Raw genomic sequence first — 13,968 nt, 5'->3', positions numbered from 1 at the left:
TCGCAAAAGCTATAAATACCACTACCCGTAATTATGATAAAGAAGGTCTTCTACCAACAATGGAATGCAAAAGCTCAGGCTATCGACTCTTTTAAGCTACTAAGATAAAGATGCTTGGACTGATAGAATGCCTTAAAGAAAGCGATATGTCCGGCAAAGATATCAAAAACTACGCTAAATTTACCGAGCTTGGCGATGACTCTCTAAAAAAATGCTATCTAATGTTTCTCAATCATAAGAAAGTTATCGAGGAACAGATGAAAAAGCTTGATCATGGCATGGAAACGATTGAACAGAAATGCTGGTACTATGAATCTTCTATCGATGCTAAAACAGATTCATTTTCCGATTGAAATGTCCATAAAAAATGAAGAACAGTTCAGTAAGTTATACGATTAGTACGCTTCATAACTTTTTAAAAGATCAAACTAAAAACGTTTAATAATCTTTTGAAAGTTCGAAGCCATCTAAAGATAGGATTCTTTTCATCTCCTAGTTATATTGTTAAAAAACTATACAACAAGAGGAACAATCAACTGATAAGCTCCCCCTTGTTGTCTTTTATTCATAAAATCATTTTATTGAAATCCTCTACTGAGAAGACTCATCAAAAACTCTCTCTTGTTCATTTCTCAAAGCTATTCTTTTCTGCAGCTCCACATCATAATTACGTGCCTTTGGAATCGAGACATTGATTAGACCGCAGATTAATGTTCCAATTCCAGCGATCATAAACATTTTTTCAACTCCGATAGCATCGGCAATAGGTCCGGCAAACATCAGACCTACAGGTCCCGTGATACTCATTAGCGAGTTGATGACACCCATGACCCTGCCTAAATATTTGGGTTCGTAGCTTTGTTGAATCATCGCCATTAATAAGGTATTAAAATAAGGAGTTGCAAAACCCGCAATGGCATTCAAAATTAGAAATGCGACGAATCCTTTCTGTGTCCCTGGCAGCAATCCGCTCCAGCCAATGGTTATTCCAATAACTAAATAAGCGAAAAGAATCGGCCGCATCCGGTTTTTCCATTTACCAAATAATCCGATGACTGCACCGCCACCCAGCATGCCAGTCGCATAAATTACTTCGATTAACCCCGCTTGCCCAACTGTTCCCTTAAAATATTCCATCGTCATTAACGGATAGAGACTGGCTGCAGGCATAAAGATCAGCATAAAGGCTGAACCAATAAGCGTGATATACCAGAGACCTTTGTTTTCAATCAGCTTCTGCAAACCAAAATTTGAATCTGCTAAAATGTGAATACTTTCCCCTTCGGAAACAACCTGAGGAATTGTCACAAAAAGCAGCAGACCAACTCCAAGAATAGCCCCAAGAACATCAAAAAGAATCAACCAATTCATTGGAATCACTGAAAAAAGAAACGCTCCTAACGCTGGTGCAATAATGTAGTTCGCTGATTGTACCATTCCTAGCTGCCCATTGACCTTTGTCAGTTCTTCTTCTGGTACCATTGTTGGAAGAATGGACTGAATGATCGGCATCTGAAACGTTTGCGCAACGGCACGAACAAACAAGGAGACAAATACTAGCCATAATGGAAATTCAGGCGAAATAGTACCGGTAATTGAAAGGAGTAACGCAAATAATGCGACGATCACATCCGTAACAATTAGAAGAATTTTTTTGTTGCGACGATCCACAATCGGCCCGACGAAGGGACTTAGCACTACCATAGGTATCATACCCAGTAGTGTCGAAAAACTTAAAACCGTTGCAGAACCGGTGACTTTTGTTAAATACCAGACGATTGAATATTGAACAATCATGCTGGTTATTCCAGATAAAAATTGACCCGCTAGAAAAAAATACAAATTTCTCCGCCATTTCGGCGGTGTCGTTGAATCACTTTCTTTATTCATATATAAAACACTCCTATTGGATAAGACAAAATGTAACAACCAGCAATTTCTTCATTTCTAATTTTAGAGTGTTTCTAAAATCAAAAATGGTATACCTCTCTCAATCTAATTAAATCGCACATTGATTTTTTATTGAATAACACAACACCCACATTTTTAAGCGTTCCCACCAAGCATAACCCATTCAAAAATCTGAAACAAGTAAATTGTATGTATTCAACATTTTCGATTGGAGGCTTGTTTGAATCCTCGACTTTTTATAACAACACAATTTCTCAAAAATTCTGTTCGGGCACAGAAAAAAGTATCCTTTCTGTCAAAATCGACAAATTGGATACTTTTCTTCTGAAAACGAAATGTTCTTCTTTAATTTTTTCGCAGAAATTGTAACCCACTCATACCAATTAAAAGCAGGCCGCAAATAATGACCAACCACTGAATTCTCACCGTATCTGCCAGCGGACCGAAAATAGCTGTCCCTAACGGCATAAAGCCGCTGTACATCGTTCCAAGAAGCCCAAAGATTCGTCCCTGCTTTTCTGCAGGCACATGCTCCTGCAGAATCGTCGTAGTTGATGATTGCACGACCGGAATAAAAAAGCTCATGAAAAACATGCAGATGGCGAATAGCCAAAAGTTATCCATAAATCCAAGTCCTAGTGACAGCAAGCCGAAGCCCAGCAACCCGTATATGAGCGTCTTCATTCGATCCTTAAAACCTCCCCAAGTCCCCAAGAGGATGCCTCCCAAAACCATCCCAGCAAAACCGGTCATTTCATTAACGGTGAGATACATATAGCTGTCACCGAAGGTTCGCTCAATCAACAGTACCGTTAAAAAACTAGACGGCACACTCAAAAAGATAAACGAACCATAAGTCAAAAGCAGATTCTTCACCTTCTGATCTTTCACCGCGTAAGAAATGCCTGCCTTCATATCTGAGAAGAATGAATTTGACTGCTTCTGCTCCTCGCCTTTTTGTTTGCTGATGGGTATGAAACAAAGGATACCATTACCAATTATCGCCGTTGCTACATCTAACAGCAGAATCCAATGAAATGACCCTACAGCTAAAATGGCTCCTGCCACCGCTGGTGAAGCGAATTGTACGATAGACATCATACTGCCATTGATCCCGTTATAGCGTATCAACTGTTCTTCCGGGACGATTTGCGGAATAACCGCACTGACGGCTGGCGTTTGAATTCCTGATCCGAATGATCGCAGTGCGGAGACCACTAAAAGCAGCGGCAGGATATTCGCTGTTTCTCTAAACAACACTACAATCGCTAATAGTAACGTCACCGCGGCAATACTCAAGTCCGCACCAATGATCAGCCGTTTTCTCGAATAGCGATCTGCCCATACCCCGCCAAAAAGCGAAATAACCGTCTGCGGAATTGTCGAACTTAACGTCAGCAGTGTCAGCCATAAGCCGGAGGAGGTCTCTAATGCGACTTGCCAAATGATAGCCATTTGAACGATCGATGATCCGAACAAGGTAATGGCCTGACTGATAATAAACAAGGCCGTTTTTCGACGCCATGCCTGCTCTTTTTGTATGTCATTTGTTTCCATACTATCTATCCCCCACTTTCTTGTCACCAGAGTAGAATACTAGGAAAAAAGCAGGTGGTGGCTTAGTGGAGGGTTGATTTTCTCCTCCCAGCTCACAAAAAAAACTCAACCCTCATTAAAAGGATTGAGCTACAAAAGAACTATCTATAAATCTACACGTAAGCTACACCTATAAAGCATTTCAAAGAATGCTTCTTCGAGTAATACATTTCAGTGTATTCAACCTATCAATGCTTTGTCTTTTTATCACGACGGCTGTTCCAGCCTGCCAGCGCAATACTCACGGAGGCAATCCCTACAACGAGTAAGCTTGGATCATTGATAAACCCTGTTAAAGGATAGCGCTTCGCAGTTGGATATTGCTTGGTGCTTACCGGTTGAGGCTTCGTATAGTTCACTATTTGTGGTGTTACCATCGTTAGCTTTGCGATGGCATTTTGCAAATTCACTAAAGCCGTTTGATGCTTATCCAAGTCGTTGGTTGTCGCCAAGACCTCCTCAGCTTCCTTCAGCGCCTTTTCATAGTTGCTCCAGCTTTCAGTAGTATAGCGATTTTTGTCACGATTTTTCGTTTTTTCTTGAGTGACTAAGTCTTGCAGCGCAGCTGTCGTCGACTTCCATTGGGCAAACAACGTGATCGTTCCATTATTTTCAGCAGTCAAATTCAGAATCTCCTGTTCATTTGAATAGGCTGTTCCACTGCCATCTTTTTTGGTATTCCAGCCAACAAATTGTTCTCGATCCTTTGCGAAGGTATTCTTAGCTAGTTTGACTGTTTGATTATACGTCAGCACCTGTTGATTCATTGTTCCTGTGCCACCATTGGCATCATAGTGAATCACATACGAGTTGGCTCGCCAGTTTGCCTTCAATAGTAGGTTCCCTGTTCTGCCCGGTTGGATTTCTGTAATGACAGTTGGAGTCAGCACCTGTGACAGAACTTCTTTGACTTCCCACCCGACAAAATGATAACCGGTTCTTTTTTTCGTCGATAGTGGCAAGGTTAGCCTAGATTCAATCGTATAGGTCTGCGATGGCAAGGCTTCGTCTTCAAAGGTAATTTGGTAAATTTTAGGCGTCCATTGAGCGGTAAGGGTTCGATCACCGGTCTGTCCCGTTGGAATGCTTTCGATTTTTTGATTTCCTTCATACCAGCCAGAAAAATCATAGCCCTTCCTGCTAGGGGTTTCGAAACGGTCAACGCCTTTTTCAATCGTATAGGATGTATCAGCGATCTTCGAGTCACCAGTATTTTCAAAAGTTACCACATAGTCCGCCATTTCCCATTGCGCGTAAAGAGTGACGGTATCCCCATCATTTACGGATAGATTCTTCACGAGCTGTTGGTCATTTATCTTTTCCCCACGACCATCCCGCTTTGTATTCCAACCGATAAAACGATAGCCTTTTTTAGTAAAAGCATTCGCTGATAAATTTTTCTCCTCGTCAAAAACAAAGAATTGGTCATTCATCGTACCGCTTCCGCCATTGCTGTCAAACTTCACCGAATAGCGATTGCTCTGCCAATTAGCTTTCAATGTTAACGGTTGATCGATCGGATGCCTGCTAAATACAAACGGTTGCCCCTCCAGCAGCCACCCAGCAAATCGATAGCCAACTTTTTTTCCATCATACTGCGGGTCCGTTGCCAGCTTCCCAGTAAAAATCGATTGAGAAGCAGGAATTTTACTCCCTCCGTCCGTATCAAAGGAAAGCACATGTTTTTCCCTGATCGTATACGTGTGGATAGTGTCGTCTTGTAATTCTTCGTGAGCACTTATCATTTTTTCCGTCGTATCATAGCTTGCTTGATAATTATCCCTCACCCAATGAGAAGAAGTCCCTGAAGCTGGTGCGGGTAAATTTCGCAGGCAATGATTCCCAGTAAACTGAAATTTTTTCGTTAGTGTAAGGGTATCTAACTGTTCACATCCAATAAATGCTTCATACATATTCGGATTTTTTTCAGTACTCCAACTAGACAAATTCAGACTTGTCAAACTGCTGCAGTCTGAAAATAGTAAAATCATGGAGGTCACTTTCGACGTATCAAAACTTGATAAATCTAAACTGGTTAGCTTCGCACACCGATCGAACATATTATTCATATGTTCAAGACTGCTTGTATCCCAGTTTGACAAATCAAGCGTTTCCAAGCTTTCACAGCCTTCAAATAGGCCCAAAGTACTCGTCACTTTAGAGGTATCAAACTCGTCTACATCAATCTCTTTTAAAGCAGAACAATCCCTAAACATATACGCCATAAAGGATAAAGAATCCGTCTTCCAGTTTGAAATGTTAACGGTTGAAAGTTTGGAACAACCGGCGAAAATTCTGGAGAAGTTATCAAACGTTGATGTATCCCACTGGGCAACATCGAGACTCTCTAAATTTTTACAATTTTCAAAGGCACTCCTGATATCAATAAGTTTTGAAATATCCGCATTACCAAATGCAATCGACCGAATCGGCGCTCCGTTTTCATTATAAAACAGTTGATTAAGCGTCCCTGTCAGTTTTACCGATTTGACAGGATCTTGCGCGCTCTCGATTGTGAATGTTTCCGTAGTGTTTTTTAGGTATATTCCAAGTACAGTATTCAAATCAATCTGAACAGGAAGACCTTCTATTTCTGCAGGGACTATAATATTCTTTGGGTTCCCAGAATAGGATGAGATCACTGCGCGACCATTAGCGATTCCATACGTCCAGTCGAGAGTATTTTGTACAGCCGCCTTCTCCTCTTTTTTTTGGAGATTCGCTTGTGCAGAAGGAGGAGGAGAACTTTTCTTTGACAGAGGGGATACTGTTGTCGGTTGAGTCAATGCGGTGTCTTTCATTTGGCTAGTTGCAGTTTCAACGACGAGCTCTTGGCTTTCTTTTGTATCAGAAATGGTGGGAGATGTTGCTATCGGGACTTCAGAGGCATTCGTGGCAAGTGTAGATAGCGCTTCTTGTGCTTGGGATTGCGCGATTTCATTAGATGACTCAACCGCGAGGACTTGACTCGGAATGAAGACGTAGTTTCCGGCCATTATCCCAATTGAACCGATAAGAGCGAATACTTTTCGTTTCCTTCTTCCTTTGCCCAAAGAAGGCCTTTTAGCGAATTCTTTCATTTTCTAACCTCCTTAAACAAACCTACCAACAACAAATAATAGCGAATTTAGTCTTTCTTACTTAATAAAAGTGTAACAGGTTAAAGTAATAAGAACAAATTAATTTTGATCAATCAAAAAGAGCGCTCCTTCGAATACTTTCTAAAAATTCACAAAAAAAAAAGAGTAATATACTCCTTTTTTACGTTCTTATCAGAATGAACAAGTTTTGACAGCTTTAGAAAATTAATTAAGCGTTTTTTTCTGCAATCTTTTGACAGCATCTATAAAGACCCGCTCATCTGCCCTTTTCTCAATAATGATGATATCTATAACATCAATCGACTTCGTTTCACTGTTTTCTTTGAAAATGATTCTAATACCCAAGCGTTTATGCTTGATTTCTCTGCATTGCTTCAGATTTCCATGGAGCTCTTTTCCTGCCTGCATTCCTTTTTCTTGGATCTTTTCAAGTCCTTTATCCACCTGAACTCTCTGAGAGCCATCGAGTTTCTTGTAGTCCTTTACAGCTTCTTCAAACCACCTTAGTTCATAGACCATCCGTTCTACTCCCACTCATCATCCAACTCTGACAGGTCCATGTGCATTCCACCAGATTCACGAATCTCACTATCCAAAAAAGTCTTCTTATTTGTTAGTAACCGTAACTCCGTCTCTAAATAAACCAAACGCTGAGTTAATTCATTATTTTTTTCTTCAAGAACCGCATTCGACTCAATTAATTCTTTGTAACGATCGCTAGCAACAATCACTCCTACATCCTTGTTATTATTTAAAATATAGACTGCGTCGCCAGATTCTTTTGAAAGCTCGATAATTTTCATAGGCGCTTTTTTCAATTCACTTACAGATGTAAGAGGATTTTTTATTACATTCATCATATGAACCCTCCTCTACTATGACTAAATATAGCACTAAATATAGACTTAATCAAGTCTTTGCAAAAAATATAAACGATGTTTAAACCTTGTGAACGGCTTAAAATACCCGATACTGACTTTTCGAGAGTTCAATCAATCCAACCTGTAACAGCTAGACTAGCCTTCTTCTATTTCTTCTCGACAGCCTACCTTTGTTTCCCGCTCCTTCTTCCAATAGCGAACCAAATAAATCGCTAGTAGCACAATCCAAGAGAATCCCTCTGAGAGCGCAATGATCTTACTGGCGAATATGTGTACCAACAGATACGATGCCGCGATTCTGACAATTAACGAAGTCACGCCTGCGACACTTGAAAAAACCATGTCCCCGCAGCCTTCCACGTATCCCCGAATCACCATAGAAAAACCATAGATGAGGTAAAAAGGCGCTAATGTTCGAAAGAAGGTTTTTCCAATAGCTACAGAATTGGCAGAAAGTCCGAAGAGGGCTAATAAGTTTTCCCCAAAGAAAAAGATGAACAGTGAAATGCCTAGTGAGATCACCGCAATCATCGCCAACCCGATTTTCAAGGTCTTTTTAGCTCGTTCTTCATTCTCGGCACCGATATTCTGAGCCACCACCGTCGCTACACCCGAACCAAAATTCACGATCGGCAAAAAAATGACCGAATCTACGCGATAGGCTGTCGTGATTGCCGCAATGGTCTGTTCCCCGAAGCCATTCATAAACTTCTGAAGGACGATATTGCCAATCGAACTGATGCTGGCTTGAATCGTTGGTGGGACACCAAACTGTGCGCCTGTTTGTATCGTTGTCTTCTCGATTATTTTTTTGTCCAATCGATAGTTCAAATACGGATAGGTCTTTTCCGTGTAAATAATGATATAAAGCGTCATCGCGACTTGCGAAATGACGGTCGCCACCGCCGCGCCCGCTGCTCCCTGACGAAGAACCGCCACAAAAAGAATATCTAGTATCACATTAGCGATCGAAGAAAGAATGATCGAAACAAAGGGCGCCTTACTGTCACCTGCGCCTCTTAGTACACCGGTATACACATTATAAATCGCTAAAAAGGGCACGCCCATCAACATGATTTTCAAATACTGACTAGCAATGCCCATTAATTTCTGAGGCGTATCTAACAACGCCACAATCGGTGTCGTAAAAACAATCCCCAAGACCGAAATCAGTAAGAAAAAACCACCTAAAATAGCCATAAACGAAAACAACGTTTCCCGCATTTTCCAGAATTCTCTTTTCCCATGATTTTGAGCGGATAACACAGACAATCCAGAAGTAAACCCAATGATCGCTGTAATACATAAGTTGTAAATAGCAGTCGTCGCGCCGATGGACGCCAGCGGCAGCTCTCCCTCAACATTCCCGACAATGAAGGCATCCACCCAATTAAACAGCTGCTGAAATACCCCACTAAGCACTAATGGAATGGTAAATAGCAATAACACCTTTACAATACTTCCCCGCGTCATATCCTTTCCCATACAAAACCCTCCTTTGGTAACCAAACTTTAAAAAAAAGGCGTTCAGAGTTACGCATATGCAAGGATTTTCTCCTGCATAAGGGGTAACGTCTAAACGCCTTGTTCATTCCACTCATTATTGAAGTCAAAAATGACTCTTTTTTATTAAATTATCAGACGCCAAATGGAAAGTCAATGCTATTTGCCATTCTAACACCTATAAGTAAAATATCTGTAACCAATGATCTTACTCCTAGAGGATTAAAAGCAAAAAAAAAGAGATGCCAATATCCATCAGCCATCTCGCATAAAATCATTCAGTTCTTCGCCCTCCAACATCTATCCTATGTATTCGTACGTCTAGTCTAAACCGTTACTAAAAAATCCTTCTCAAAGACCCCCTTCTTCAACATATACCCGCTGCCCCAGACGGTTTTGATCATCTCAGGATCAAAGCCGGCCAACTCCAATTTTGTCTTGATCCGCTTTATCAAGACAGAGGTCTGGGATAAATGAGAATTGTTTGGCTGGTCATTCCAAAGTCGTGAACATAGGTATTCTCTAGACACAATGCCGCCTTTGGAACGAATCAGACAATCTAAGGTCGTCTGTTCCCTTTTTGTCAGGCTTCTCTTTAATTGCTGGAGATTGCCTGATTCCTGCGGTGACTCGTTCTTGTACATAAAGACGATACTCGTTTCATCCTTTTGATAGGGTGCCAGTTTTTCTGATAACTGTTCGCGTAAATAATCAATCGATTGATCAATAAACAACCAGTCGATCACGCCTAGCGTCTTCATTTGTTCCTCTTCGTTGGCATTTGGCTTATTATACAGCTTCCGTAAAAGTGCCCGCTTGTCTGATTTCAAAATCGGCAGCAGTTCTCTGATCTCGGAATCGGCGATCGTTTCACTTAAAATGATCGCCTGATAATTCAGTAAACAACGTTGCAAAGAATCCGTCCTCGTATCTTTCTGACGTTTACCTGCCTTTAAACACTCCAATAATTCCACTGAACAAAAGACCTCATAGTTCAGGTATTGAAGCTGTTGTTGCAACTCCTGTTCCACAACTAAGTTCTTGGTCAAAATCAAAATAGGTTTCATTCGTGCGCCTCCTTCTTTATTTTTTAAGGAAGTAAGCTCTCACCTACTTCCTCATATCCTAATTTCCTAAAAAGTAATTCAGCTGCGCCTGCCAATCAAGATACAGGAAGATCGCCGCACCGATCGCTAGCAGCATGATAAACAATAAGCCGCAGTCCACTAATAACACCGTCGACTTCTTGCCATGCTCTATGCGTAAGCGGCTGTCCTTGATGAAGAACAATAGAAAGCTGATCAATCCGCCTAAGGCAATCGCGCCGAAAACTCCCAGCCATACTGGAATCGTCATTCAAAGTTCCTCCCTTTCTTATGGCGTGTCATCAAGACTCCAAACCAAGTTTCCAGCATACATCCCAGTTTGATTCGCTGGCACATCAAGCGTCACACTGCTCCAGTCAATCTCTGTCCTGAAGTATCCTTGAGCATCATTTGGATCAGATATACTCCACAAAGTCTTGGCTGCCGCACCAGAATTGATCGTTACTATTCCCGGAGATCCAACAACACCTTGGTTATAATCTCCCCAATTCAGACCGTCATCAGTGGAATTCTGTAAATTTATTTTCATCGTTAATGTCGCCCAAGGCATGAGAATACTTGGATTATCCGTGCGTTTCAGCTGATCTAATTTAGCAGTTAGCTTCCAGCCTTTTGTCAGAATAGAATTCTCTACTTCAACATGATTCTTTGTACTAGCCGCATCTAAAGTAGCCGTCTGCGGGAAGTTTTCATTCTTCAACATACCGAAGTCAAGTTTTGGTGCGTTGATCAGTTCCATGCTTGCTGGGGCCTTTGGTGTCTTAAATTTATCTGAAATATCAGATTCCGACCACGCAGACCAACCACCTTGGTTTTCAACTCGATAACGGACAAAGTACTCTGTGTCTGCTTTCAACTTGCTAATAGTAAAATTCGTTTTTGTACTACTTGTATCAATGGATTGAGTGTCAATCTTTGGTGTCGTACTGCTGTCGATATTTTGCCAAGTAGAGTTATCTAAACTAATTTGGACCTGCACTTTATCAGGATGTGCTGGTGTTGTACCCACTGGACCTATACCATATACACCTGAAATATCTACTGAAGCATTATGTTTTCCTAGAGGTGTTGGTAAAGAATCAATTGTAGGTTTTGAAACTGTGTTTAAAGTGCTTGCCTGAGAATCCCTATATTTCCAAATTCTAGAAGAATCCCTTAAACAAAATCTGACATCATATAGTGTACCTGGAGTTAACCCTACGATAGTTTGTCCACTATAAATACCATCCAATGTAGTTGAATACATCAAATTTTTTGTGACCTCTGACCAAGTGCCACTCCCTGTCTTATACCACACCTCGCCTTTATCTTTATCTGCTGGATCTGTAGAAGGCTGCCCTGAATAAGTACCACTCTTTATAGTTAATTGGTTTGTTCCTGTAACATCATGATCAACACTTAGCTCACTGATTACTAAATCGATCCCCTTTGTGGAAAATTGACATGCTGCCCATGGAGACCATGCGCCACTTGCATTTTTCACACGATATCTTGTATAGTTCAAAGAATTTTGAGTGAGTCCCTTGAGTTCATAATTGATTTTCTTGGTACTAGTATTCACTTTTGGAGAAGATGATACATTCACCCATTTACCCGTACCAGTATCCAAAATTTGAGTTTCGACAATACTAGGATGTGCCGGTGAGCTCCCCACATTATAAGTTGCTTCAATTTGAGCTGTAGCATTGTTAGAGTTTGTCGGTACACCTAATGACACAGCCTGAGGTATGTTGACACTATTTGGTGTATAAAAAACTCCATTTCCAGAATAGCCACTGGCAGATAACCAGTCTTTTAAACTAACTCTGGCGTAATACTCTGTTCCAGCGGTTAATCCTGTTATATTTCTTGCTGAATAGGTGCCATCCCTACTGATGGTATGATTCAAATTGGTAATATGATTTGTCCAAGATGCTCCTTTATTAAGCGATAATTGAAGAACCCCATCATTTTTATCATTGGATGTATCTCCGCTGTAAGTTCCTTGTGTCATATCTACAGAGGTCGTCTTCTCATCAGTAGCAGTAAATTTTGGTATAGATATGTGAGAGAGGTCCTTAATGTTTGGGGCGCCAAAATAATAATCAATATAATAGGTCGCATTTTTTGATTTATATTTCATGTTGTATTCTAATCTGACATTTTGCAGTGTCGGAATATTTAATAAAACTAAAGTAGTCGTATTATCAGACCAATAATAATAACGGGCAGGACTTCCAGATACTCTCTGGGAGATAATTCGACTATTCACAAAACTAGCTACATCTAAATTTCCGTTACTTCCGTTTCCCAAATAATTGACCATGTGACTTTTATTCAGTTGACCAACAATCCCATTCTTACCCCAATATGTCCCTCCAAAACTCAAATGAAAATCGTAAGAGTTTGAACTATTATCTATCTCAACCTCCGGATTAGCTACAGAGGTATAGTAATTGTATGCTTCATATTTCCAATTAATTCTCAACTTCATGGTCACTCTGGTTTTACTAGTATATTGCGCAGATATGACCACTGGCTTAGCAAATTCAGCGAAGGGAATAGCTTGATAATAGTATTCATTTGATGTTGTGGGAGTGACACCTGCACTAGCCATCGGCATAATCCCCAAGCCTCGCTGAAACGCCTCACGATAAGTATCTGCCATCTTTGGAATCTGATTATTTTCACCTAGAGTACTGGGACTAGTAGTGCCGGTACCCGTCGATGGATCAATCATGACTGGCTCATCTTGTTTCGAATCTACTTTCGGTCCACTACTCTCAACTGTACTTTCCTCTATGGTTGTTCCAGTAGAATCTTGATTTGACTCAGTTGTACTTTCTTGTTCAGGTTCGGAACTTTCTTGAAAAGCAGAAATAGATTCCTCTGTTTGTTTCTCTGAATCCTTCGCGTCTACTTTGATGACTTTACCGATTTCTACTGAACCCTTTTGTGGTTGTTCATCCTCATTCGAGTAATTGATCGTGTAATCTGCAGCCAAACGATAACTTGCCACACCTGTTTTTTCCACTTCCTCTGAATACTCAAAAGGAAATTCAGTCACAGATAAATTAACGCCTTTTTCACCAATAGAAAAGTGATGAGTATCTTCCCACTCACCTGATTCTGCTTGACGTTGAAGAATCAATGCTGACAGGATCGTCTCGCTCTGATTTTCTTCTTTTCCAGCGGAAACCGTTCCTTGAATATTCAACCCATCTTCTAACTCTCTGTTCTGAAAAACAACCGCTGGAATCGCAGAATCAGCCTTCACTGCTTCAAACAATTGATTGTCTTCATAAGTAAGAACTCTCTTTTCTTCCTTTGGTTCAGAAGAAACGATTGGCTCACTAGATGAAGTTGATGGTGCAGGAATCGTCGGCATCGTTGACGACAGACTTTCTTTTGGTGCTGAACTGCTGGTGGTCGTCTTGATTTCTTCACTCGGTACTGTTTTCGCAAAGACGGCACCACTCATCACCACAGTATTGAGTAACAGATACCCCACAGTAATTAGACTCAGCACCTGTTTCTTAGTTCGTTTCATTCCTGTCTCCTCCTTCCTTCGAATCCTCATCGTCCTTGATTCGGAAAAATAGAAACAGCCAGAAACAAACCGCTAAGCAAAGAACGCCCAATCGATTTGCCCAATTCGTTTGGATCATACCCGTTTTCGGCAAAGTGCCGTATCGAGCGGGATACGTCTTATAGCCAGAGGTCAATGGCAAGACATTCTCTTCTGGTATGAACGGTATTTCCTTCGGTACTGGTTGGTTCTGTGAAAAGCCGATCCCAATCTCTGCATCCTGATTCTCTGACGCATAAGCAGAAATGGGTAACAATAAACTAAGTAGCACCAACAAGAAGAACCCTTTTTTATGCTTCACA

The 13,968-nt window shown here is 40.9% G+C and carries 11 protein-coding genes; 1 reads left to right on the top strand and 10 read right to left on the bottom strand.

Going from position 1 to position 13,968, the window contains the following annotated elements; translation table 11 throughout:
- The first annotated feature begins 146 nt into the window (after nt 1–146).
- Entirely contained in the window at nt 147–353 is a 207-nt protein-coding gene (locus tag IGI44_RS21280; protein WP_438789914.1) for a hypothetical protein, read from the top strand.
- 238 nt (nt 354–591) lie between these two features.
- Here IGI44_RS21280 and IGI44_RS21275 read toward each other — a convergent pair whose 3' ends face one another.
- The 10 genes from IGI44_RS21275 to IGI44_RS21230 all read right to left on the bottom strand — a co-directional run bounded on the left by IGI44_RS21275 (nt 592) and on the right by IGI44_RS21230 (nt 13,967).
- Nucleotides 592–1,890 (bottom strand): MFS transporter, encoded by a 1,299-nt coding sequence (locus IGI44_RS21275; RefSeq protein WP_438789913.1) that lies wholly within the window; start codon nt 1,888–1,890, stop codon nt 592–594.
- A 366-nt stretch (nt 1,891–2,256) separates the two neighbouring features.
- A complete protein-coding gene (locus IGI44_RS21270; RefSeq protein ID WP_438789912.1) occupies nt 2,257–3,468 on the bottom strand; it encodes an MFS transporter in 1,212 nt (403 codons plus the stop codon).
- Between the two features lie 227 nt (nt 3,469–3,695).
- The gene (locus tag IGI44_RS21265; RefSeq protein ID WP_438789911.1) at nt 3,696–6,587 is read right to left on the bottom strand and encodes an InlB B-repeat-containing protein; all 2,892 of its coding nucleotides are present in this window, start codon (nt 6,585–6,587) and stop codon (nt 3,696–3,698) included.
- A gap of 225 nt (nt 6,588–6,812) precedes the next feature.
- A complete protein-coding gene (locus IGI44_RS21260; protein ID WP_438789910.1) occupies nt 6,813–7,127 on the bottom strand; it encodes a type II toxin-antitoxin system RelE family toxin in 315 nt (104 codons plus the stop codon).
- Nucleotides 7,128–7,132: 5 nt separating this feature from the next.
- Entirely contained in the window at nt 7,133–7,468 is a 336-nt protein-coding gene (locus IGI44_RS21255) for a type II toxin-antitoxin system Phd/YefM family antitoxin (protein ID WP_438789909.1), read from the bottom strand.
- 156 nt (nt 7,469–7,624) lie between these two features.
- A complete protein-coding gene (locus IGI44_RS21250) occupies nt 7,625–8,974 on the bottom strand; it encodes an MATE family efflux transporter (protein WP_438789908.1) in 1,350 nt (449 codons plus the stop codon).
- 344 nt (nt 8,975–9,318) lie between these two features.
- Entirely contained in the window at nt 9,319–10,059 is a 741-nt protein-coding gene (locus tag IGI44_RS21245) for a winged helix-turn-helix domain-containing protein (RefSeq protein ID WP_438789907.1), read from the bottom strand.
- Nucleotides 10,060–10,117: 58 nt separating this feature from the next.
- A complete protein-coding gene (locus IGI44_RS21240; RefSeq protein WP_438789906.1) occupies nt 10,118–10,348 on the bottom strand; it encodes a hypothetical protein in 231 nt (76 codons plus the stop codon).
- Between the two features lie 18 nt (nt 10,349–10,366).
- Nucleotides 10,367–13,627, bottom strand: coding sequence for a hypothetical protein (locus IGI44_RS21235; protein ID WP_438789905.1), 3,261 nt, complete (start codon nt 13,625–13,627; stop codon nt 10,367–10,369).
- Nucleotides 13,614–13,967, bottom strand: a complete 354-nt coding sequence (locus IGI44_RS21230; protein ID WP_438789904.1) for an LPXTG cell wall anchor domain-containing protein — start codon at nt 13,965–13,967, stop codon at nt 13,614–13,616. Before IGI44_RS21230 ends, IGI44_RS21235 begins: the two co-directional genes overlap by 14 nt.
- Nucleotide 13,968 lies beyond the last annotated feature (1 nt).

Source organism: Enterococcus sp. DIV0756 (assembly GCF_051710745.1).
Lineage (GTDB): Bacteria > Bacillota > Bacilli > Lactobacillales > Enterococcaceae > Enterococcus_A.
This window is presented reverse-complemented; position numbering and strand designations above follow the sequence as displayed.